Below are 22,466 nucleotides of genomic sequence, written 5' to 3' on the forward strand. Positions count from 1 at the left end.
CTCCAGCAAAAGGCCCGCGCTTGGCGGGCCTTTATTTTAGTGGACGTGCGGGCTCATATCGTCCGGGCCGTGATTTGCTATCTCTGTAACAGGAGGCTCAGCCAACAGGTGGGTCCCTACGCTTGCATCTAAAACCTCATGCTCCATGGTCTTTTCCTCTTCGCTCAACTGCTTGGCAGAGACAGGATTTTCCCTTCGTAGTTGATCAAGCTCATGAATAATGGGATCGAGCTGTGTACGAGGGTTACGGAACCAGTCCACTGACCAGATTCGGCGGATCCGCCAGCCCAATTGCTCCAGGACGCTTTGACGCAACCGATCCCGGTCCCGCGCGGACTTGGCTGAGTGGTAAGCCGCCCCATCACATTCAATTCCCATCAGATAACGTCCTGGCTGCTCAGGATCACGCACGGCCAGATCGATGAAAAAGCCTGCCACACCAACCTGCGGCTCGCAGGTGTAGCCGTGGCGGGACAAGGCGTCCATGACGGCAATCTCAAAGTCGCTGTCCGGGGCGCGTGCGGTTTCTTCCACGCGCGGCAGATACCCCGTCTCGGCATAGTGCAGGAAGTTACGCAGCGCGTGTACGCCACGACTCGACGTACCGGTAACAAGCACATCCGACGCCGTGAACGACGTGAAAATGTGCATACGCTTCTTGGAGCGAGTGAACAAGACGTTCAGCCGTCGCCAACCCGAGTCGCTGTTGATCGGGCCAAAGCGCTGGGGCACCTTGCCACCGGCCTCCATGGGGCCGTAGGTGAACGAGATGAAAATGACGTCTCGCTCATCCCCCTGCACATTTTCCAGGTTCTTGATGAACAGCGGCTCGACCAGTCCCGCATTACGCTCCCAGGCAAGCTGAAGCTCCGGGTTCTGCTTGGCGCGTAGCTCCAGCAGACGTTCGATTTGGTCAGACTGTTTGACGTTCATCGCAACCACGCCCAGGGACTCCTGTGGGCGATTGAGCAGGTGATGCTCAATCGCTGCTACAACTGCCTCGGCTTCCTCTACGTTGCGCTGCTCGACGAAACGGCCGTTGCCGATACGCTCAAACTTGACGCCAAACTCAGCCGACTCGCGATGCGGTGAGGGATAGACCACCAGGTTACCGTCATAGAAGGCCGCGTTGGAAAAGGCGATCAGGCTTTCATGCCGCGAGCGGTAGTGCCAGCGCAGGCGGCGCAGCCGGAACAAGGGCATGGCCGCATCCAGGATACTTTCGGAATCCTGAGCGAGGGACAGGTCCTCATCTTCTGCATCGTCTCCCGTTCCCTGGCGTGCAAAGAAGTTGGTGGGCGGAAGCTGTTTCGGATCACCGACCACCACGAGCTGACGACCGCGGGCAATGCTGCCCAAGGACTCTTCGGGACGCATCTGCGAGGCTTCGTCCATTACCACCAGATCAAACTCCACTTCGCCCGCGGGCAGGTATTGCGCTACCGCCATCGGACTCATCATGAAGCAGGGCTTGAGTGCCTGCAGCGCCTTGACGGCACGCTGCATGAGACTGCGAATAGGCTGATGGCTGCGCTGTTTGCTGGCTTCGTGTTCCAGCAGCGCAAGTTCGGTACGCTCCTTCACCTTGCCGGAGTTGTTGCCGGCAGGCACTTCTACCTGATCGATGTCATACGCCACCTCGTCGCGCTGAATCTGCTTGAGCGCCTGATCAATCTCGGCAAAGCGCGCTCGAATAGCCTCCTGTTCCTTACCGGAAAACTGCCCTAGCGCTGGGTTATCCTCCAGAATCTGGCAGGCCCAGCGGTCCAGCAAGCCCAGCAGGCAGCCGTCGGCGCATTGATCTGCCGTCAGACGCTGCCGTTCGATGGCCACAACGGTAGACTCGAAACCAAGATCAGCCAGCCGGCTACGTAGTCGACGGTATTCGAACCAGTGGTCGAGCAGGTCTTCACGTTCGGACGCCCGGCGCAAACGTGCTTCCAGCGCCTCGAATGTCGGCTCCGTAACGACTTGCCACCATTCGTCAGGCTCGATTTCTCCTCGTACCAGGAAAGCGTCCAGACGGTCCTCCCAGGCTGCCATGGCCTGCTGAATGACCGCAGCCTGCTCTTGCCACTCCTGGATCAGGCGTTCGGCGCCGTCCGCGTCCTCTTCGGCCAGACGTGCCATCAGATCACGCCCAACAGACAACGCCAGCAATGGCCGGGCAAGCTCGACGGTATGACGCCAGGTGTTGAGGGTGGCGCGGGCGCTTGAGGCTTGCTCCAGGGTCGGTAGCTCGCGGCCTTCCAGCACAGCCGCAAGCTGCTGGTCCTGACGCAGCTGGGCAGCGCTTTGCTGCCATGCCTCCAGGGTTTTGATCTGTACCTGCAACCCATTGAGCGTTGGATTCTGCTCCCGAACATAGGGCAGCATCGCCTTGAGCGCCCCACCCACGCTCTTGAGCAGGCGGACCAGCACACCGTCAGCGGCCAGCAGCGGCTGTGTGCGCAGATCATGAGCATCAAAGGTAAACAGGGTTTCGAGGTCCTGCCTTAAATCCTCTACTTCTCCCAGATAGGCCAGCAGTGTATCGGCCTCACCCCGTAACGCGGCGATGTCCGCAGCGTCTGCCTTGGTCAGGTAATCCGCAATCCATACCTTGACACCAAAGCCGCGCCCGCAGGTTTCACGGACCTGACGATACCAAGCGCGCAGACGTAAGAGATCATCAACTTCTGTTTCTAGCCCTTTGAACAGTGGCCCCAGCTTTTGGGCATAGCCGGTATTCTGCGCCAGCGCCGTGCTTTCACGCTGAAACGCGACGGCCTCCACCAGCGCGTCGATGCCTTCGCCCAGCTTCACACCGGGCCGTATCAGCGTCAGCAGTTCTGCCTTGGCCGCTCGCCACTCGCCCTTGAACCAGCGCAGCAGAGACGCATCGGACAGCACGCGATGCAGATCCTCCAGACGCTGGCTATCGGGCAGGCGGCTGAACGAAAACACCTTGGACAGATGCTCACGCTGACGGCGCAGTTCGGGCAGCTGATCCGCGAGCTTGGAGAGTAGGATATCGAGCGCCTCGTCTTCATAGCTTCGCTGACGCGCCTCGACCAACTCGGCCGGCAGTGCCTGCGCCAGGAGAAGCAACGTACCCAGCTGCTCCAGTCCCTCCCGGTCGCTTATCCACTCGCCTGCCGCGCCCTGCTCTTGCAAGTGTTGCACGGCCGTATTGACCTGAGCAGCTGCCTGCATCAGGTCGCGGGTTCGCTTCATGAGGTCCAGCGCCTGTGACAGGTCCAGCTCTCCTTCCACATGCAACCGTAGCGCAGCGCAAGCCCGGTTAAGCAGCTGGCAGATATCGGCGGAACGAATGGCGTCAGGCTTGAAACGGCGCGCTAGGGCTTCCTGCCCCTTGAGCAAGGCATCGAACCGCTCCAGCCAGTCACCCAATGCTGTACAGGATGATTCATCCAGCAAGGGCAGCAATGTCCAATCCTCGTCGCCTTGCGGGAGGATCAACGCGGGAAGGCGCTCCGCCAGATCAGCCAGTGCCTGGGGCGTGAACTGCGCGAGCGCCGGTGCCCCCATCCGTTCGGCCAGTGGAGCCCTGAGCGCAGCAAAGCGGGTCAGCGCTTGCCGGGCATGCTCAAGCGACGACATAAGGCCTTCCCGCTCGGTGCCGGTCAAACGGGTGAGGCGGCAGCCAAACCAGGGATGGGTTTCCAGCCGTCCCGGCTCGCCAGCTTCCTGTGCAGTCTTGCGGTAGTAGGTGGCGTAAAAGTTGGCTTGCTCTTCCAGCTGCACACGCGAAACAGGCAAGTCATACACAGGATGCAGTTCGGAAGGCGCCACAGGCAGGCTCTCACGCAAACGGGTCGCCTGCATGAGAATCTGATGCGCCGTCATGCCAACCTGCTCGTAGGGAGCATGCAATTGCTCGACATAGCGGTTGAGCTGTCGCTTCAGACGTTCATAGTGCTCAATCTGAGCCTGTCGCTCCTTGGGCGAACGAAAGGTACCCCGTTTCTGGATTCGCTGGCGGATACTGGAGATCACCGCCTGCTTCTGGCTTTTATGGCTGTGCAGCTCCAGGCAGAAATCACCCAGCCCTGCCCGCTCCAGACGATTCTTGACTACTTCCAGCGCTGCGCGCTTTTCTGCCACAAACAGCACCTTCTTACCCTGAGCCATGGCCGCCGCGATCATATTGGTAATGGTCTGGGACTTGCCGGTGCCAGGGGGCCCTTCGATGACCAGGTTTTCACCCCGGATGACATCCACCAGCGCACTGTGCTGGGAGCTGTCCGCATCGTCGATCAGCGGATAATGCTCGTGCACCTCGGGCAGTTCATCAATTGCGTATTCAGCACTGAATCCAGCCTCGGCCAGAGGCTCCTTTTCATCCACCGAGGCGCCTGTCAGGCGCTGTACCAGCGGATGCGTCCCCAGCTGCCCTTCGCTCCAGCGCTCCGAATCAAGATCCAGATACATCATCAGCTTGCCGAATTCGAACAGGCCGAGCGAGGCAAACCGGCGCACCTGCCAGGCAGGTTTGGCCCTGAGGATCGTATCCTGTACCAGACGGAAATAGGCCTCGGGCGTTAGCTCTTCGGTGATGGAGGGCAACGCAATTCCAAAGTCCAGTTGCAACTTTTCCCTGAGCGACAGATTGGTCAGGATATCTTCGCCGGTGTACTGGATACGGTATTCGAAGGTCGCGGTTTCCGCGTTGAGCCTGCCTTTTTCCAGCTGCACGGGCACAAGCATGAGCGGCGCCAGACGCGTACTGTTGCTACCGGCTACAGATTCGTCCCACTCCAGAAAGCCAATGGCCAGATACAGGATATTCGCACCGCTTTCTTCCAGCGCGACCCGTGACTGGGCATGCAGAATCTGCAGGCGCGCCTCGAGCTCGGGCGGAAAATAAAGGCTCTGAATGGACTCATCCGAGTGCTTACGCTCCCGGATCTCCTCCAGCACGGGAGACTCTTCGATCAGGCCCCCTTCGTTTTCAAGCCGCAGAAGGCTGTCACCCACGACAGGCGCCTCGGCCAGTATCGGCATGGGAAGTTCATAGCTGGAAGCCATGCGCAATACAGCAGCCCACTCTTCTGCAGTAGGTAGTTTTTTAACTTCGCGCATTTGCCCCGTACAGGGGTCTTTTTCCAGAAAGCCATGCTGGAGCAGCAACGCTTGCGTAGGCTCAGGCACGGCCGCAAAGCGCATCGAGCGCTCGGAGAGCAGCATCTCGAACAACTGGTCCGGAAGCTCGTCGATCACGCGAACGAAACGCTTGCTCCGCGCATGGGAAAAATTGAGCAGCCGGTTACGGGCGCTGAGATCGAGCAGACGGCTTCGCAGCCGCTCGAGATTGGAGAGATGGCTGACGGATGAGCCTGTAGTGTCGTCCACGAACAACGTCCTCAAAACAGCAGACCGACAGCCAGGCTGTCGGTATTCAAATCAACGGTCATCAATAGATAAGTCAGTCTGTCGGTGAAAAGATGAAGAACAGAAAACACTGACCGTAATGGCGAGCGCCATACACTGTGCGCTTTAAAGCGCCTTGATCCGCAATGTATCGATAAACATCAGATACTGTACATAAATACACCTGAAAAGCACGCGATATCCGGAAAAGTTCTGCTTAAAGCATGGCAATTTCTTGGGACATGGTCGGACATGGCCTTATCCGTGTAGCCTAACGATGCATTTCTGCCTGCAACAAAGCCGTAGAGCGGCTCCAACAAGCCCTGTGCATATCACCGGTGCATAACGACTGCCATGAATAACTTGTCTGCCACCCGATTCGAATCCCTTCGCCTTGCCAACGGCCTGACCGTCATTCTGGGACAGGTGCCTCGACTCAAACGGGCCTCGGCCGCCATTCGGGTCGCCGCAGGAAGTCATGATGTGGATAGCGCATGGCCCGGGCTTGCACATTTCCTTGAGCACCTTCTTTTCCTGGGCACGCAGGCCTATCCCGCTGATGAAGGCCTGATGGCTTACGTGCAACGCCATGCCGGGCAGGTCAATGCCAGTACACGGGAACGCACCACGGACTTTTTTTTCGAGGTGCCACCTGCCGCGCTGGAAGGCGGAGTTGCCCGTCTGTGTGACATGCTCGTCCACCCGCGTCTTGCCCACGAAGATCAACGCCGCGAGCGCGAGGTTATCCATGCCGAGTTTATTGCCTGGTCAAGGGATACCCGCACGCACCGCCTGACGTGGCAGATGCACCCATTGTCGCGCCGCCATCCTGTCACAGCATTCCATGCGGGCAACCGCTACAGCCTGCTCGTGCCCAACCTGCGTTTTCAAGCAGCACTGAAAGGCTTCCACGAGCGTTTCTATCAAGCCGGACAGATGACGCTGGTCTTGGTCGGACCACAGCCCCTGAATGAACTACGCCAGCTGGCAGACCGTTACGGCGCTAGCTTCAATGCGGGGGAGCGTATCGAGCCATTATCGCCCCCTGCGCTTCTTCCTCCAGAACGCATCGCACCGGTAGAGCCTCCGGATACAGAGACGCTCAGTTTGCTGTTCGCCTTGGAAGACCTGCCCGCTGATAGTCGTGAGGCCATTGATTGTCTGTCCATCTGGACGCACACCGAACATACCGGCGGCCTGATAAGCACCTTGCGAAAGAAAGGATGGGTCAAGACGCTGACGCTGGAGCCGCTCTATCACTTCAGGCAGCAGGCGGTACTCGCTGTTGAAATAGCCTTGACCGAGGCAGGCATTAAAGCGTCATCACAGATAGCTCATGCCTTTTTCGACTGGCTGACGTTCCTGGAACGCCAGCCTGATCTGACTGAGCTACAGGCGGAGTACACGCGCCTCGCGCAGCGAACACGTGCTACCAGCGCCGCATTGCCACTGGCCCGGTCACTTCTCGACGACGGGTTGAAAGCACCGGGCCTATCAAGCGCTGGCGTGACTGCCTTGCGACACCTGCTCGGGCATTTGAAGCCTGAACACAATTTGCTTCCTGCTCCAGGCGCATGCGAGCGTCAGCAAGCGCCAGCCCTGAACTGGACGCTTCCACCGCTCAACCCATTCCTCGTGCCTGCGCAGATCGAGACGGGAGCAGATTCCGTTTCGCTACCCGCCCTTCAGAGTATTCAGGAAGCGGCTGCCGGCCTGGGTGAAGGTGCACTGTATATCCGCTGGCACTTTCTGGAACCGGCCGCGTATCAACCGGCTCTCGTCCGCACACTCAACCACGCACTAAAAGCTATCAGCCATCAGGCACGCCAGGCAGGTGTTGAGGCTTCCCTCAGCACGCTTGGCCAGCAATGGCAGCTTAGGCTGACCGGCTTGAGTGAGGCGATTCCAGCTGTACTCAATGCGCTCATCCCTATTCTCCATAGGCCCAGCCACGAAGCTTGGCAAGCCTTCAGCCAGCCGCCCGCTGAGCCGAACAGCATGCCTATCAGGCAGCTCATAAGCCGGCTCACCGATCTGATGGCGGAGCCTCCTCAGACCCAGACGGATCAGGCAGGTCAGGAAATGGAAGGCCCCACCCAGCTTGCTGGACAATGGTCTGTTGCACGGTGGGATAGCTTATCTATCGGCTTTTCGGAGATGGAGCTAAACTCGCTTCGCCATTGCTTGCTGGACTTGCCCGGAGTACCTGCACAGCGCCCCCCAGTCCCGCCGAGCCGTAGTGGTCGATGGTGGCACACCGTTCCCGGGCACTCGTCTGAACATGCCGTTCTGCTGGCCTGTCCGGCACCGCCCCATGACATCCGGCAGGAGGCCGCCTGGCGGTTCCTTGGCCACCTCGTGCAACCGCGCTTTTACCAGCGCATGCGTGTGGAGCTGCAGCTGGGGTATGCGGTATTTTCCAGTGTCCGTCAGATCGCGGGACGGTCAACGCTCGTGTTTGGCATCCAGTCTCCAACGGTGACGACCGCAGACATCCTTAATTATATCGAGGCGTTTCTTGCCCGGTTACCGACCGACATCGCTGCACTGACCCATGAGCCATTCGAGCAGCAGCAAAAGGTCCTTGCCGATCAGTTCCTACCTAGTGCACTCGACACCCGCCAGCTGGGTGAAGAGCTATGGAGCGCCCATCAGGGAGGTTATCCGCTGACCTATCTCGATGACCTTCGCAAAGCGATCCTGGCTCTACACCCTGACGACCTTCAGCACGCTCTGCATGCCTTACACAGCGCCTACCACGGCTGGACCTGTTTAGCCAACCATGTCTCGACAGAAACACATTGGCGAACCCTGTAACTATACGTCGCACCATATCAGGGTAAACTAGCTTAAGTGCGTTTCAGGATGTGTTTATCCTGAACGTATGCAAGGTATTTTGTACTAAGTAAATCGGACCTTTCCGATATCACTTTGAGGGGTATTCATTATGTGGACTAAACCTGCTTATACCGATCTGCGCATTGGCTTCGAAGTCACCATGTACTTCGCTAACCGTTGATTGCGTGATCCAGCGCCCCGGTTATCCGGGGCGTTCCTTTTCTAGCCACCTTAGAAGTGGGTCATGCCTACCGCGAGGCCTGTTCGGCGCAGCCGGACCGCCAACAGGTGCTTCTCCTGAATGTCCCTCGCCGCTCGTGACAAGTTCTAAGTTGGCCGCATTTCATAGATAAATCATGTATATCCAGATTCTTGGCTCCGCTGCAGGCGGCGGCTTTCCCCAGTGGAACTGCAACTGTCCCAACTGCCGTGGTGTTCGTGACGGCAGTCTTCGTGCGCAACCTCGCACCCAGTCGTCCATAGCCCTGTCCGATGACGGCGTAAATTGGGTGCTGTGCAACGCCTCACCGGATATCCGCGCGCAGCTGCAGAGTTTCGCCCCCATGCAGCCGGGCCGTGCGCTACGGGATACCGGCATCGGCGCGATCATTCTGCTCGATAGCCAGATCGACCACACTACCGGCCTGCTCAGCCTGCGCGAGGGCTGCCCCCACGAGGTCTGGTGTACCGATATGGTTCATCAGGATCTCACGACTGGCTTCCCGTTGTTCAACATGCTGGAACACTGGAACGGTGGCCTGCGCTGGAACCGTATCGAGCTGGAAGACAGCTTCGTTATTCCGGCATGCCCGAACCTGCGCTTCACGCCTCTACCGCTGCGTAGCGCTGCACCGCCCTATTCGCCGCACCGCTTCGATCCGCATCCCGGTGACAACATCGGGCTGATCGTTGAAGATCTGCTTACGGGCGGCAAGCTGTTCTATGCGCCAGGCCTGGGTCAGGTGGATAACGCCCTGCTGGCCAAAATGGCCGAAGCCGACTGTCTGCTGGTCGATGGAACCCTATGGGAAGACGATGAAATGCAGCGCCGTGGCGTTGGCACCCGCACCGGCCGCGAGATGGGCCATCTGGCTCAGAACGGCCCCGGCGGCATGCTTGAGGTCCTCGACCAGCTGACCTCGCCACGCAAGGTGCTCATCCACATCAACAACACCAATCCGATTCTGGATGAGGACTCGCCCGAGCGCGCAGAAGTCGAGCGACGCGGCGTCGAAGTCGCCTGGGATGGCATGAGCATCGAGCTGTGATCCGCGTGCATCCGGTCATTTTATCTACCGAGGAGGCCAGACATGCCACACGCCCTCACCCCTGAAGAGTTCGAACAGGCCCTGCGCGCCAAGGGCGCGTATTACCACATCTATCATCCCTATCACGTCGCCATGTATGAAGGCCGTGCGACACGCGAGCAGATCCAGGGTTGGGTGGCCAACCGCTTCTACTATCAGGTAAACATTCCTCTGAAAGACGCCGCCATCATGGCGAACTGTCCGGACCGCGAGATTCGCCGCGAGTGGGTTCAGCGTATTCTTGACCATGACGGTGCTCCTGGAACGGAAGGTGGAATCGAGGCTTGGCTACGCCTGGCTGAAGCAACAGGACTCGACCGTGAGCAGGTTCTCTCGCAAGAACTGGTGCTCCCTGGCGTACGCTTCGCGGTAGACGCCTACGTCAACTTTGCGCGCCGCGCCTCCTGGCAGGAAGCAGCCAGCAGCTCGTTGACCGAACTTTTTGCTCCGCAGATTCACCAATCGCGTCTGGATAGCTGGCCCCAGCATTACCCTTGGATCGACCCAGCCGGCTATGAATACTTTCGCACACGCCTTGGTCAGGCACGCCGCGATGTGGAGCATGGCCTGCACATCACCCTCCAGCACTACACCACTTATGATGCCCAGCAGCGCATGCTTGAAATCCTGCAATTCAAGCTCGATATCCTCTGGAGCATGCTGGATGCCATGAGCATGGCCTACGAGCTGAAACGGCCGCCCTACCACACCGTAACCGACCAGCGCGTCTGGCATAAAGGAATTCAACTATGAGCTTTGACCGCACCCAGGTGCCGCGCTGGCGCCCGGGCTATCGCTTCCAGTTCGAGCCCGCACAGAACGGTTTTGTCCTGCTCTATCCGGAAGGGATGATCAAGCTGAATGAAAGCGCTGCCGCCATTGGCGAACTCATAGACGGCCAGCGTGACGTGGCCGCCATCATTGATGCGTTGAACGAACGCTTCCCAGGCGTCCCGGAACTCGGTGACGATGTGGAGCAGTTCATGGAGGTTGCTCGTGCAGAGCACTGGATCCAACTCGGCTAACCTGCCTGAGCAGCCTGCGGTAGGACTGCCCTTGTGGCTCCTTGCAGAACTGACCTACCGCTGTCCCCTGCAGTGCCCCTACTGCTCCAATCCCCTGGACTTTGCGGCTCAAGGCAAGGAGCTGACCACCGAACAGTGGTTCACCGTCATGCAGCAGGCCCGGCAGATGGGCGCAGCACAGCTGGGCTTTTCCGGTGGCGAGCCTCTGGTACGCCAGGATCTGGCCGAACTGATCGGCGAGGCTCGCAGACTAGGGTACTACACCAACCTGATCACCTCTGGCATAGGCCTTACCGAGCAGAAGATCGCTACCTTTCGCGACGCCGGGCTTGATCATATCCAGATCAGCTTTCAGGCCAGCGACGAAGAGGTAAACAACCTGCTCGCCGGCTCCAAAAAAGCCTTTGCCCAGAAGCTGGAGATGGCCCGCGCGGTAAAAGCCCATGGCTACCCCATGGTGCTCAACTTTGTCACGCATCGGCACAATATCGATAAGATCGACCGTATTATCGAGCTGTGTATCGCCCTGGAAGCGGATTTCGTCGAGCTTGCGACGTGCCAGTTCTATGGTTGGGCGCAGCTCAATCGGGTCGGCCTGTTACCCACTAAAGAGCAACTGGTACGCGCCGAACGCATCACCAACGAATACCGCGCCAAGCTCGAAGCCGAAGGCCATCCCTGCAAGCTGATCTTCGTGACGCCGGACTATTATGAAGAACGTCCCAAGGCCTGCATGAACGGTTGGGGCAGTATCTTCCTTACCGTCACGCCGGATGGTACCGCATTGCCCTGCCACGGCGCTCGCCAGCTGCCGATCCAGTTTCCGAATGTGAAGGATCATAGCCTTCAGCACATCTGGTATGACTCCTTTGGCTTCAATCATTTCCGCGGTTATGACTGGATGCCAGAGCCTTGCCGCAGCTGCGATGAAAAGGAAAAGGATTTTGGTGGCTGCCGCTGCCAGGCCTTCATGCTGACCGGTGATGCCGCCAATGCTGATCCAGTGTGCAGCAAGTCCCCACATCACGACGTGATCCTCAACGCCCGTACCGAGGCTGAGCAGGCCACTCAGACCATTGAGCAGCTGAGCTTTCGTAACGAGCGGAACTCCAGGCTTATCGCCAAAGCCTGAGTCTTACATAGCAACGGAGAAGCACCATGGCTTACCAGCACCCTGCTTCTACAGACGCAGACGGCAGCACCTTTACCGCTCAACAGGCCGTCGCGGCAGGCATCGATTTTGCCGAGCTACAGGCATCGGCACTGGGGCTTTTCTGGAATCAGTATGATCCTGCTGACGGCGCCTGCCGTCTATGGCGCTGGCATGATGGCAAACCGCACTGCCTGACGCCGGATGGCTACAGTGCACGCAGCCGCGTTTATGAGTACGGAGGCGGCGCGTTTTGCCTGACCGAGTCAGAGGCCGTCTTCGTCAACGACTCGGATCAACAGCTTTACCGTCAACCACTCGATGGCAGCCAACCTGTGGCATTGACCCAGGGTAAACGCCGCTATGGTGATCTGCACTATGCAGCCAACCTTATCATGGCGGTGGAAGAAGTCCATGAGGACGAGGCCGTCATTCACCGGCTTGTCGCTATTTCCCTCGCAGACAGCCACCGTCAGGTCTTGGCCGAGGGTGCTGATTTCTACGCCTCGCCTACGTTGAGCCCCAGCGGCAAGCGCCTGGCCTGGATCGAGTGGAGTCGCCCACACCAACCATGGACCTCCACCCGCCTCATGTGCGCCGAACGCCTGGACAATGGGCAATGGGAGGCGCCGGTCTGCATTGCAGGCAGCGATCCGGAGTCGATTCAACAGCCCCGTTTTGATGAACAGGACCAGCTCTACTGCCTGTCCGACCGTGACGGCTGGTGGCAACCATGGGGTGAATGCACCTCAGGCGTCAGCAGACTGACTGCCATCAAGGCCGATCATGCGGCCGCCCCCTTCCAGCTGGGCGGCAGAAGCTGGTACAGCCTGGGCGGCGAGCGTTACATCGCCACCTGGTTCGAAGAAGGCTTCGGCCACCTGGGCAGACGCGAGGCCGATGGTCGAGTGCTGCGCTTCGCGGAAGACTTCACCCGCTTTCGCAGCCTGGCCCTGCATGATGGATACATCTATTGCATTGCCGCAGCGCCCAATCGTCCCTCGTGCATCCTTGAGATCAACGGGCAGAATGGCAACATCGAGATTCTGGCGGGCGGTATTGCGCCATTGCCTAACGAGCGCATCAGCCAACCCAAGGCCCTGCGTTACCCCAGCGGCGATGGCGAAGCGCACGGCTTTTTCTACCCGGCCATGACAGGAGAGGCCAAGCCCCCCCTGGTAGCATTCATTCATGGCGGCCCTACTTCTGCCTGCTACCCCGTCTTCGATCCCCGTATCCAGTACTGGACACAACGCGGCTTTGCCGTTGCCGATCTCAATTACAGGGGCAGCACCGGTTACGGACGTGAGTACCGCAACGCGCTTCACCTGCGCTGGGGTGAGGCCGATGTCGAAGATGCCTGCGCTGTAGTGGATTATCTGGCCGAGCAAGAATTGATCGAACCGGCCCATGCCTTTATCCGAGGTGGCAGCGCCGGTGGCTATACGGCCTTATGCGCGCTGGCGTTCCAGACTGTGTTTTGCGGCGGCGCCAGCCTGTACGGCGTAACGGATCCGGCCGCCCTGGCTCGCGTGACCCACAAATTCGAAGCCGACTATCTGGACTGGCTCATTGGCGACCCCAAGAAGGATCTGGAGCGCTACCGGGCGCGGACGCCTCTCCTGCATGCCGACAAGATAGACGTCCCGGTCATTTTCTTCCAAGGTGAGCTGGATGCCGTCGTTGTCCCGGAGCAGACACGGGCCATGCTTCATGCACTCAAAGATCGCGGCATTCGTGCCGAAGGCTATTTCTACCCCAACGAACGCCATGGCTTCAGGCAGGCCAAGAACCAGGCCCATGCCCTTGAACACGAATGGCTGTTCTACCGCAGTGTGATCGATCAGAACGCCTGATACAGGCGGCTTTCGGCGTTTCGCTGCCGGAAGCCGCCTCCTTGACGCTTGCAGCACACCAACCGACGACGGTATAAACCACTCGTCTCTTGGACGAGGTCAGGCTCTTGCGCCTAAGTGCCAGTAGCGATACATCTTGCCTCGAGCGTGCCATATTCTTGCACAGGTCACATGAGGAACCCCGCGATGGAACCGCAAGTCCGCCCTGCTCCCACCCTCACCGATTACCTCTACGCCTCCCCTGTCAAAAACGAGCTTGATGAGAGCCTTGATGTTGTCGAACGCTTGTTGACCCGCTCTGAGAACCGGATTGCGGAGTTGATCGAACTGGGCAATATGAGCAGCGACCTCAAGCTGATTCATATCCAGAACATCGAATCGATGATTACGGCCGCCGTGCGGCAGACGGAAGACTCATCCAACCACATGCGAGCTCATGAGGTCATTGAATTCTGTCAGCACCTTCGAGGCACCTTGCGCCTGAGTTGAAGAGGTACGCCTCCCATGTGCCAACCATGCAACATACCGATGTGAGAGTTCGCCCGGTTTTGCAATAAAGTTGGCATCCAGGGCTTCACAGATGAACTTACCCGATATGATTTGGGCGGTTGATTATCCTCTGTGAGAGCCAAGGAATGGACTCCCTGCATAGCCGTACCGCATCTTGTCTTGCTGTTTCCCTGCTGGTGGTTGCCGCCTGGTTTCTAGGACACGAAACCCAGGCGCAACCTTCACCCACGCTTACCACTAACCTGTCTGCCTACCCCAACGCACCTGCTGCACTGCCCAGCTCCGCCACACAGGCCGAACTTTCCGTTCGCCCCTGGAGACCTGCCAGCGCCAATATGCATCAGCGCCCGCAACGCTGGATTTTTTAACGCATATCACGCCTTCCTGCAGGCCGCACCCGGCCTGCAAAGACCTTGTCTTACACAACATCCGCTGCTTCACGTGTCGAATGAGCACGCGTTACGAAATACAGCACCACGCCGACCCCAAGCAGAATGCCGGCACGCAGCCAGGTCTCCGCGCTCTGCTGACTCAAAAGCACCAGACACGACACGATCGCCAGCAACGGCACCAGCGTAGGGGTCCGGAAATGCGGCTGATCGACCTTGTCGCGGCGCAGCACCAAAACGGCCACGTTCGTACTCATGAATACAAAAAGCAGTAGGAGCACAACCGTCTCGGCCAGAGCCGACAACGTCCCTGTAACAGTCAACGCCATGGCTACAAGCGTTGTGGCAATAATCGCCACCCAGGGCGTACGCCGACGGGGCAGTACACGCCCCAGCACTGGGGGCAGCAGACCCTCCTCGGCCATGCCATAAGCTAGACGGCTTGCCATGATCATGGTCAGCAATGCGCCATTGGAAACTGCCAGCAAGGCCGCCACGGCAAACAGTTGCGGTGGTATGCCGTAGCCTGTCGCCCGAACCACGTCCAGCAACGGCGCAGAAGACTCCACCAGTTGTGCAGGTGACAAAACGATGGAAGCCGCCAGCCCCACCAGAACATATATTACGCCCGCGATCAGCAGCGCACCGAACAAGGTCCTTGGGTAAATACGTCTTACATCTTTCACTTCTTCGGCAATGTTGGCCGACACTTCAAACCCCACAAACGAATAGAAGGCGAGCAGCGCAGCGCCTAATACCGCCAGCGGTGGAGAAGTCCCCTCAGCAAATTGAAGAACCCGCGCCGGCTCTCCCTGCCCATGACTTACATACAACGCGGCTAGAATAACGACCAATAAAAGTCCCGACAGCTCAATCAGCGTCATGATCAGATTGGCATTAAGCGACTCCTTGATCCCGCGTGCATTAAGCAGAGCCACCAGCGTTAGAAAGACCAGCGCTGTCATCGTAGGCGAAACGTGAATAAACGCCCCGAGATAATCACCCGCAAAGGCCAGGGAAAGGCCGGCAGCACTCGTGACACCGGCAGCCAACATCGAAAAACCCACTAGAAAGGACACAAGGGGATGCTTGAAGGCCCGTGCAGCAAACACCGCAGCACCTCCAGCTTTTGGATATTTGGTGACGAGCTCTGCATACGAGGCCGCCGTCAACATAGCAAATCCCATTGCCACTACCAGAGGCACCCAGATGGCTCCGCCTACCTCACCTGCAATCTTCCCCGCCAGTGCATACACCCCGGCCCCAAGCACATCCCCGAGGATGAATAACAGCAGCAAAGGACCTGTAATCGCGCGGCGCAGTTTTGTATCGGGCTCGGGTGAAGACGTCGACATATGTAATCTTCCTATGAATGTCAGGCTCTGACAGGTGAATTGGCAAGTCCGGGTCAGAACAGGACATTCACTGCACGCCGCTGTAACCTTTCCGTCTGACCACGCCTCTACTGGCAATACGTGTTGAAACTTCATTCATCGACCGCATGACGTTGCTGTCGGTTCGATATCCTGTCGATATATCCATTAGGATGCTATTGGTTTTCGGAACCAAGTAGGGATGAGCGTTATCAGCTTAGTAACACCAAACAGACCTCATCCAACTTGTTATTTATTTAGTGGAGAACGCACATGTCAGCTTCCAAGGTTGCCCTGGTCGTTGGGGCAAGCGGCATCATCGGTAATGCTGTTGTTGAAACTCTGGCCGAAAATCCTGAATGGCGGGTCCGCGCCGTCCGTCGTACCTTCATACCGAACGTTGAAACCATTGATCTTGATCTGACTGACGCCAACGCTACGGCCCAGGCGCTGAGCCAGGCGGGGGATACAACTCATGTCTTTTATGCAGCGTTACGCCCTGATAGCAGCCTGGCCAAGGAAGCCGACATTAATGGCGCCATGCTGCGCAATGTATTGGACGGCCTGAAGTCTGCCGGCGCTAAGCTACAACGCGTCGTTCACTACCAGGGAGCCAAGGTTTACGGCGTGCACCTGGGTCCAACAGCGGCACCTTTTTATGAGGACGACCCGCGCCACCTCTCGCCTAACTTTTATTACACCCAGGAAGACCTGCTACGCGAGCGCGCCGCCCAGGGAGAATTCGAGTGGTCTATCCTGCGCCCTGATGTGGTGGTGGGTGATATTGCAGGCAATCCCATGAACATCGCGCTGGTCATTGGGGCCTTCGCAGCCCTGAGTAAACAAGCCGGTGTGCCCTTGCGCTTTCCGGGCTCGATGAAAGCCTACCGTGAGGTACTGGCCCAGTTGACCGATGCGCGCTGGCTGGCACGAGCCAGTGTATGGGCGGCGCTGGACCCAGCCGCTCGCAACGAAGCGTTCAACCTGGTCGGCGAGCCGTTCCGCTGGGAGCGTCTCTGGCACAAGATCGGTGAAGCCCTGGATATGGACGTCGCCGATCCGCAGCCTTTCTCACTGGCAACACAGATGCCGAGCAAGGCTGACGACTGGCAAAAACTGGCTGAGCAGCACCAGCTGGAATCCGTACCGTATGAGAAGCTTGTAGGCTGGAAGTTTGGCGATTTTGTCTTCAACACCGAGTTCGACATGATCTCGGATATGGGCAAGATTCGTCGTGCAGGCTTTACAGAAGCGGTCAGCACCGAAGACTGCCTGATAGGCGCAATCAAGCGCCTACAGGAAAAGAAATATATACCTTGAGTCATAGGTCTCGCCCAGGGCTTTCCTTGGGCGAGCCTTCCCCCTGCTACTGAGCCGAGGCGTGCATTGCCTTGTCCGGTGAAGTCCGCAATGCCGGTGACAAGGACTGAACTGCTTTCCAGGCAGCCTGCTGCAACTCTCCTGCGTTCGCCTTTTCCAGCCGCTTGGACTCTGCTGCACTAGGCTGGGGCGGCATCTGACCGTAGATCAGCGAATAAAACACCGAAGCGCCTATATACGAGCCGGTGAAGGAAGGATGGCTACCGTCAGGCAGGAACAGCGACGGTTGAGGCTTTTCCGCCAAAGCAGTCTGCCAGGCCTGCCCCACTGGCGCCAACAGCGCACCCAGCTCATTGGCCAGTGTCGTGTACGCCTTATCCAGCTTAGCCTGCATCGCCGGGTCATTCTGGCGAGCCCACGTCAGGTACAGGATTGTCTTGGCACCGTTCTTTTTGACCTCAGCATCGATCAGCCGGGCATACTTGTACATGAAGTCTGGATTCTTGACCGGCAACATGCTGTGCTCCTGCAAGACGACGTAGTCCCACTTCTGCTCCTGCAATGCCTGCTGAACGTCCTTTTTCGTCCAATGCTGCTCAAGCGATGCGCCCGAGAAAGCCAGCGTCTTGGTCTCGATCGGACGGGCCTGCTTGCCTTGCCTGGACATCTCACTCAGTACGGCTGGCAAGTCATTGACATAGGTATAGCTGTTACCTACAAACAGAATTCTGATTGGATCCGACTGGCTCTGCTGAGCCTGAGCATATGCCGCACCTGCCAGAAACATAAGGAAGAGCATCGTGATCTGTCGAATGCTGATTCGCATGCGTGTCCTCTCTGCGCATTAAAAATGAAACGCCTCGAGGCAACTGATGCCACCGAGGCCTTCACTCTGACAGGCATTACCCTGCTTTTGTTAGCCTGTAACCGTGCGTTACCTCGCACAACACAAACGTTTATGAAAGCAGGCGTGTTTTTAAGTCCCTCAACAGGTGAGTAAAAGCCCTCGTCAAGCATGCCGTTTAAATAAACTATTTTTAATTCAAAAACAAAAAGAGGTGCCTTGAAAAACTATGCAAGGCACCTCTTTTGATCAGAAAATATCAAATAAAATTAAATCAACAATTACATCTGACCATCAAATAGATTAAATAACTCTATTAATTATCATTGCAACCAGAACCCGAAACCTGATACTCCATTACATGAACTTTGTCATTATGGTCTTCATATGTCATGCGTACAGGACGGACACCGCAGAAACTGGTGATATCGGGACTGTCGATGACACGTTTGATATCCAGGTGGTCTGAATACGTGTAATGCTCGACAACAGGCGTGCTGGCGGCATCGGAGGGGATTTTGTCAGCTAATACGGAACTGCTGGCAAGGACAAGGGCAGCTACAATCAAACTTTTCATTTTCATCTCGCTTCCAACTATAAAGTTACCTTCTCCCTGATAAACAAGCAGGCGAATACCTACTTATAAACAGGTCCGGGGTTTGTTCTTTAATTATCGGAACGGGGCAGCACAGGGAGATGACGTAATGATTACAGAAAAGTCATTGTAGATATAATGCCCAGTGGACAAATGAATATTGCCTAATAAGTAACGAATAGTCTTTAAGTGCCAATACCGTTTAAACACCCTTTCAAATTGAGAAACAGTTCATTCTTTAAAGGTGCTAAAGGGCAATTTGGGGCAAGCTCATGAAGCCCTAGTCGTCCTTGCCCGGACATACACGGGAGTCGCCGTTGCCTCTCTGCTGACTGATAGCCGCAACGGCACCCTCGCTCTAACCTTTTGACTTGCGTGGATCGGCGCTACGAGGATAGGTACGCTCCTCCTCAAGGGTGCCATCCACCTTGTGAATTTTGACTGACGCCTTCTTTCCCTCAAAAAACTCATGCATCTGCTCTACGAGCTGCGCCTTAGTCTCAGCGCTTTTGGAGGCACGGGCTGCGCCTTCCTTTTTCAGCTCCCAGCCCTTGTCGCCTTTAGTGACGTGATAGTTATCCATTGCTTTCTCCTGGTCTAGAAATACGCCTTTAGAAGACGCTCCTGTTAAGGACTGCTACGGCCTGAACAAAGTTTGCTAACACCTTGCCATTATCGGACCTAAACGAAAGCGCCTTTCCAGGCGCTTTTACCAAGGCAATCGCCCATCCATAAAAAAACGTTAGTTTTTAAGCAATTAAATGAAAAAGAGGGGTTGACACAGGGCTTTGGAGAAAGAATAATGCGCGCCTCGGATGGCTACGTAGCTCAGCTGGTTAGAGCATAGCATTCATAATGCTGGGGTCCGGGGTTCAAGTCCCTGCGTAGCCACCACCTATTTCTAGGGTCTAGCTTCGGCTAGACCCTTTTTTATTGCCTGCGAAAAATTTCCATAAAAAAGCCCGCTACATTGCGGGCCTTTTTAAGCCTTTGCCACTTAAGCGCCTGTAGCTCCTACTGCACGCAGGTTAGCTACAGGCCTGGCCTTTACCGCCCGCAAATCCTTGAGGAACTTGTCACGCCAGGAGGCCAGATCATTCTTGCGGATAATCCGCATCATGTCCTCATAGCGATCCTTACGCTCCTGTAGCGGCATACTAATGGCGCGATCAAGGGCTTCGGCCATGCCCACCACATCGTAAGGATTCACAATAAGCGCCGAGTTGAGCTCACGGGCTGCCCCTGCAAAACGCGAGAGTACCAATACGCCAGGATCTTCTGGATCCTGCGCAGCCACATATTCTTTGGCTACCAGATTCATACCATCTCGCAGCGGCGTTACCAGACCAATATCTGCAGAGCGGAACAGCCCCATGACGGTACGGCGGTCATAGCTCTTGTTCAGATAACGAATCGGTGTCCAATCCAGCTCGGAGAAGCGACCATTGATATGGCCCGCCTGGGACTCAAGCTGTTGACGAATATGCTGATAGGTTTTCACATCGGAGCGAGAAGTCGGTGCGATCTGAACAAACTGCACCCGCTTGCGGTGCTCAGGAAATCGCTCTAGCAGCTTTTCATAAGCGCAAAAGCGTTCCACCAGCCCTTTTGAGTAATCAAGACGGTCCACGCTGACAATCGTCTTATAAGGCACACCTTCGATACTGCGCGAGATGAAGTTACGGCGTGCGCGGTAGGATTCGGCCTGCTTGATAATATCGTCCGGTACAGTACCGATCGGATAGACCTCGGCACGGAAGTTATGGCCATACGCCGTAAGGCTGCCATCGCTCTCCAGCACGCCACGAACTTCGCGTGTAATGTAATCCTGGAATGCCAGCTTGTCCGTTTCCGTCTGAAAGCCCACCACATCATAGAAGCACAACGTCTTGAGCAGCTCATTGTGTGGCGGAATGGCTGTCAGGATTTCAGGCGCCGGGAACGGTGTGTGCAGGAAGAACCCGATACGGTTGCGGATACCGATCATCTGACAGGCTTCCGCAAAGGGAATCAGGTGGTAATCATGCACCCAAATGATATCGTCAGGCTTTAACAGAGGCTTGAGACGCTCTGCCATAGCTGCGTTGACGCGACGGTAACCATCGTACTCTTCCCGGCTGTAGCGCGAGAGATCGACACGATAGTGAAAAACCGGCCACAGCGTTGCATTGGCAAAGCCGCGGTAATACTGATCATAGTCACGCTTGTTGAGCGCGAAGGTATGATAGGTGATGTTATCGTGTGTCTCGTTCTTGCCGGGCGGCACTTCCTCATTGGAAACATCGCCATTCCAGCCCAGCCAGATACCGCCTGACTGCCGCAATGCGTCGAGCACGCCTACTGCCAATCCTCCCGACGGAGCCTTTCCCGGTTCAATGGGTGCTACACGGTTAGAAACTACCACCAAACGGCTCATCTTCAATCCTCTTGTTCTACGCGTGCGTTACCGGCTTGTTCTGCCAGGCCGCACAGCCAATCGGCCACAGCTTCGACCGACTCCAGTCGTTGCTGCGCCACAGTCGAGCCTTCTCCGATTTTGATGGAAAGGCCTCCCATTTCATTGATGACTTCAAAGCCAGCCTCGTCGGTCAGGTCGTCACCGAGAAAGACAGGGACTCGTCCATCGAAGGGTGCCTCACGCATGAAGGTACGTATCACCGCGCCCTTGCTCGCGCCTTTAGGCTTAAGTTCAAACACGCTTTTGCCGGGCTGTAACGTCAGCTGCTGTGGATAACGCTCAACCAGAGTTTCGGCAATCCGCCGCGCTTCATCTTCCAGCTCAGGCGCCTGACGATAATGCAGCGCAAACGCCATGCCTTTGCTTTCCAGATAGAGTGTAGGATGCGATTCAATGGCAGCGCCAAGCTCTGCGCCTACGCGCGTTAGCAGATCAGCGTCGAGCGCCAGACGATGCATCTGGCCTGAATAATCGCGGCGCTCGGCACCATGAATGCCTCCGGCTGGCAATTGCAACGGCTTGACCAGATGGTCAATATCATCGATTCGGCGTCCAGACACTACCGCGACAGGAATGCCTGCCTGGGTAAGCGTATGAATTGAAGAAAGCGTTTTTTCAGGAATAAAAACCTGCTCCGGGCGGGGCTGTAGGGCAGCAAGCGTTCCGTCCAAGTCGAGAAAAAAAGCGCAGCGCTGAAGAGGTACGGGTAATTCGATCTCTGAATTCATCATGTACGCTCTGACTGTGAATTTTCATCATCGTTCGAAGGGTTTTCGACAACTCCTTGGCAGATCGAGCATAGGCGAATAAAAGGAATCCCGTCGCCTAAATGGGGTCACACCAACATGACCCGACTGTATGGGATAGCCGAATCTCTTGAGGAGACGCTTATGAAAAAGCCTGATATGAACCGAGACCCTCTGCCCATCGACGATAACGAAGACCGCATGGGCGGCATGCAGGAACTGAACTTCAACGATGAGCTATTCCATGGCAAAGACCGAGGCCAGCAGACCGAAGAAGACTACGAAGGCCAGTTCCCCCCGGAGCGCGTCAGTGAAGCGGGCATGACGGAAGGCGAAACAGCCGATCACCACGTTACCTTGGATGACATGACGCCTGAAACCTTGCTGGACGACTCTGGCGCACGTAATCCGAATGAATACGGTGATGCATGGCCTGTCGACAAGGAACTGACCGTAGTCAGTGACAGGGACATCGGTGGTGGCGTTGGCATGGACGAAGCCGAAATGGGCCGCGTCCTGCCGCTGGATGGTGAAAAATGGGATGGCAACCCGGACGAAGTGAACGAGGCCGACCAGCGCCGTGCCGAGAACTCAGCCGACCTGGATGCAACCGACCTTGATATTGAGCAGCCTGCTGATGATTTTGATCTGAACGAGAAGAAGCCAGGACATTAAGTCCTGG

The 22,466-nt window shown here is 56.9% G+C and carries 18 protein-coding genes and 1 tRNA gene; 12 read left to right on the forward strand and 7 right to left on the reverse strand.

Annotation, left to right across the window (positions count from 1 at the left end; genetic code table 11):
• Positions 1-36: 36 nt before the first annotated feature.
• The gene (gene hhe / locus JQR90_RS17325; RefSeq protein WP_434140176.1) at positions 37-5,355 is read right to left on the reverse strand and encodes a DUF4011 domain-containing anti-phage protein Hhe; all 5,319 of its coding nucleotides are present in this window, start codon (positions 5,353-5,355) and stop codon (positions 37-39) included.
• Between the two features lie 372 nt (positions 5,356-5,727).
• On the opposite strand from hhe, the gene pqqF reads away from it, so the two are divergent.
• The 9 genes from pqqF to JQR90_RS17370 all read left to right on the forward strand — a co-directional run bounded on the left by pqqF (position 5,728) and on the right by JQR90_RS17370 (position 14,427).
• Positions 5,728-8,190, forward strand: a complete 2,463-nt coding sequence (gene pqqF, locus JQR90_RS17330; protein WP_073450386.1) for a pyrroloquinoline quinone biosynthesis protein PqqF — start codon at positions 5,728-5,730, stop codon at positions 8,188-8,190.
• Between the two features lie 130 nt (positions 8,191-8,320).
• The gene (pqqA, locus tag JQR90_RS17335; protein WP_003243383.1) at positions 8,321-8,392 is read left to right on the forward strand and encodes a pyrroloquinoline quinone precursor peptide PqqA; all 72 of its coding nucleotides are present in this window, start codon (positions 8,321-8,323) and stop codon (positions 8,390-8,392) included.
• A gap of 175 nt (positions 8,393-8,567) precedes the next feature.
• Positions 8,568-9,479 (forward strand): pyrroloquinoline quinone biosynthesis protein PqqB, encoded by a 912-nt coding sequence (gene pqqB, locus JQR90_RS17340; RefSeq protein ID WP_010795929.1) that lies wholly within the window; start codon positions 8,568-8,570, stop codon positions 9,477-9,479.
• A 42-nt stretch (positions 9,480-9,521) separates the two neighbouring features.
• Positions 9,522-10,271, forward strand: a complete 750-nt coding sequence (pqqC, locus tag JQR90_RS17345) for a pyrroloquinoline-quinone synthase PqqC (protein ID WP_010795930.1) — start codon at positions 9,522-9,524, stop codon at positions 10,269-10,271.
• Complete coding sequence (gene pqqD, locus JQR90_RS17350) at positions 10,268-10,543, forward strand: pyrroloquinoline quinone biosynthesis peptide chaperone PqqD (protein ID WP_010795931.1); 276 nt, start codon at positions 10,268-10,270, stop codon at positions 10,541-10,543. Before pqqC ends, pqqD begins: the two co-directional genes overlap by 4 nt.
• The gene (gene pqqE, locus JQR90_RS17355) at positions 10,515-11,675 is read left to right on the forward strand and encodes a pyrroloquinoline quinone biosynthesis protein PqqE (RefSeq protein WP_219650967.1); all 1,161 of its coding nucleotides are present in this window, start codon (positions 10,515-10,517) and stop codon (positions 11,673-11,675) included. The genes pqqD and pqqE overlap by 29 nt, the downstream gene beginning before the upstream one ends.
• A gap of 26 nt (positions 11,676-11,701) precedes the next feature.
• The gene (locus JQR90_RS17360) at positions 11,702-13,549 is read left to right on the forward strand and encodes a prolyl oligopeptidase family serine peptidase (protein ID WP_434140177.1); all 1,848 of its coding nucleotides are present in this window, start codon (positions 11,702-11,704) and stop codon (positions 13,547-13,549) included.
• Positions 13,550-13,735: 186 nt separating this feature from the next.
• A complete protein-coding gene (locus JQR90_RS17365; protein WP_019366413.1) occupies positions 13,736-14,038 on the forward strand; it encodes a hypothetical protein in 303 nt (100 codons plus the stop codon).
• 146 nt (positions 14,039-14,184) lie between these two features.
• Positions 14,185-14,427, forward strand: a complete 243-nt coding sequence (locus JQR90_RS17370; protein ID WP_010795935.1) for a hypothetical protein — start codon at positions 14,185-14,187, stop codon at positions 14,425-14,427.
• A 50-nt stretch (positions 14,428-14,477) separates the two neighbouring features.
• On the opposite strand, the gene JQR90_RS17375 is transcribed toward JQR90_RS17370, so the two are convergent.
• Positions 14,478-15,803, reverse strand: coding sequence for an APC family permease (locus JQR90_RS17375; protein ID WP_434140178.1), 1,326 nt, complete (start codon positions 15,801-15,803; stop codon positions 14,478-14,480).
• 291 nt (positions 15,804-16,094) lie between these two features.
• Here JQR90_RS17375 and JQR90_RS17380 point away from each other — a divergent pair, with 291 nt between their 5' ends.
• On the forward strand, positions 16,095-17,141 hold the full coding sequence (locus JQR90_RS17380) for an SDR family oxidoreductase (protein ID WP_434140179.1): 1,047 nt from the start codon (positions 16,095-16,097) through the stop codon (positions 17,139-17,141).
• A 46-nt stretch (positions 17,142-17,187) separates the two neighbouring features.
• On the opposite strand, the gene JQR90_RS17385 is transcribed toward JQR90_RS17380, so the two are convergent.
• From JQR90_RS17385 to JQR90_RS17395, 3 genes are all read right to left on the reverse strand, one after another.
• Positions 17,188-17,967 carry a DUF4886 domain-containing protein gene (locus JQR90_RS17385; RefSeq protein ID WP_010795938.1) on the reverse strand — a complete coding sequence of 260 codons (780 nt, stop codon included), beginning with the start codon at positions 17,965-17,967 and terminating at the stop codon, positions 17,188-17,190.
• Between the two features lie 334 nt (positions 17,968-18,301).
• Positions 18,302-18,562 (reverse strand): DUF2790 domain-containing protein, encoded by a 261-nt coding sequence (locus JQR90_RS17390; RefSeq protein WP_037030550.1) that lies wholly within the window; start codon positions 18,560-18,562, stop codon positions 18,302-18,304.
• Between the two features lie 376 nt (positions 18,563-18,938).
• Complete coding sequence (locus JQR90_RS17395; RefSeq protein ID WP_010795940.1) at positions 18,939-19,163, reverse strand: DUF2188 domain-containing protein; 225 nt, start codon at positions 19,161-19,163, stop codon at positions 18,939-18,941.
• 234 nt (positions 19,164-19,397) lie between these two features.
• Between JQR90_RS17395 and JQR90_RS17400 the strand changes: the two genes are divergently transcribed.
• Positions 19,398-19,474 (forward strand) — tRNA-Met (locus JQR90_RS17400).
• Positions 19,475-19,577: 103 nt separating this feature from the next.
• Here JQR90_RS17400 and otsA read toward each other — a convergent pair.
• Together otsA and otsB are read right to left on the reverse strand one after the other, a co-directional pair.
• Positions 19,578-20,996 carry an alpha,alpha-trehalose-phosphate synthase (UDP-forming) gene (otsA, locus tag JQR90_RS17405; RefSeq protein WP_010795941.1) on the reverse strand — a complete coding sequence of 473 codons (1,419 nt, stop codon included), beginning with the start codon at positions 20,994-20,996 and terminating at the stop codon, positions 19,578-19,580.
• Positions 20,997-20,998: 2 nt separating this feature from the next.
• Complete coding sequence (otsB, locus tag JQR90_RS17410) at positions 20,999-21,766, reverse strand: trehalose-phosphatase (RefSeq protein WP_037030552.1); 768 nt, start codon at positions 21,764-21,766, stop codon at positions 20,999-21,001.
• A gap of 162 nt (positions 21,767-21,928) precedes the next feature.
• Here otsB and JQR90_RS17415 point away from each other — a divergent pair, with 162 nt between their 5' ends.
• Complete coding sequence (locus JQR90_RS17415; protein WP_010795943.1) at positions 21,929-22,459, forward strand: hypothetical protein; 531 nt, start codon at positions 21,929-21,931, stop codon at positions 22,457-22,459.
• Positions 22,460-22,466: the final 7 nt, after the last annotated feature.

Source organism: Pseudomonas sp. JZ114, assembly GCF_051027705.1.
Lineage (GTDB): Bacteria > Pseudomonadota > Gammaproteobacteria > Pseudomonadales > Pseudomonadaceae > Chryseomonas > Chryseomonas luteola.

Bases quoted from the DNA above. Each gene is read 5' to 3' on its own strand.
- pqqF (WP_073450386.1), top strand. From the start codon at position 5,728: ATGAATAACTTGTCTGCCACCCGATTCGAATCCCTTCGCCTTGCCAAC.
- pqqB (WP_010795929.1), top strand. From the start codon at position 8,568: ATGTATATCCAGATTCTTGGCTCCGCTGCAGGCGGCGGCTTTCCCCAG.
- pqqC (WP_010795930.1), top strand. From the start codon at position 9,522: ATGCCACACGCCCTCACCCCTGAAGAGTTCGAACAGGCCCTGCGCGCC.
- pqqD (WP_010795931.1), top strand. From the start codon at position 10,268: ATGAGCTTTGACCGCACCCAGGTGCCGCGCTGGCGCCCGGGCTATCGC.
- JQR90_RS17360 (WP_434140177.1), top strand. From the start codon at position 11,702: ATGGCTTACCAGCACCCTGCTTCTACAGACGCAGACGGCAGCACCTTT.
- JQR90_RS17365 (WP_019366413.1), top strand. From the start codon at position 13,736: ATGGAACCGCAAGTCCGCCCTGCTCCCACCCTCACCGATTACCTCTAC.
- JQR90_RS17370 (WP_010795935.1), top strand. From the start codon at position 14,185: ATGGACTCCCTGCATAGCCGTACCGCATCTTGTCTTGCTGTTTCCCTG.
- JQR90_RS17375 (WP_434140178.1), bottom strand. From the start codon at position 15,803: ATGTCGACGTCTTCACCCGAGCCCGATACAAAACTGCGCCGCGCGATT.
- JQR90_RS17380 (WP_434140179.1), top strand. From the start codon at position 16,095: ATGTCAGCTTCCAAGGTTGCCCTGGTCGTTGGGGCAAGCGGCATCATC.
- JQR90_RS17385 (WP_010795938.1), bottom strand. From the start codon at position 17,967: ATGCGAATCAGCATTCGACAGATCACGATGCTCTTCCTTATGTTTCTG.
- JQR90_RS17390 (WP_037030550.1), bottom strand. From the start codon at position 18,562: ATGAAAAGTTTGATTGTAGCTGCCCTTGTCCTTGCCAGCAGTTCCGTA.
- JQR90_RS17395 (WP_010795940.1), bottom strand. From the start codon at position 19,163: ATGGATAACTATCACGTCACTAAAGGCGACAAGGGCTGGGAGCTGAAA.
- otsA (WP_010795941.1), bottom strand. From the start codon at position 20,996: ATGAGCCGTTTGGTGGTAGTTTCTAACCGTGTAGCACCCATTGAACCG.
- otsB (WP_037030552.1), bottom strand. From the start codon at position 21,766: ATGAATTCAGAGATCGAATTACCCGTACCTCTTCAGCGCTGCGCTTTT.
- JQR90_RS17415 (WP_010795943.1), top strand. From the start codon at position 21,929: ATGAAAAAGCCTGATATGAACCGAGACCCTCTGCCCATCGACGATAAC.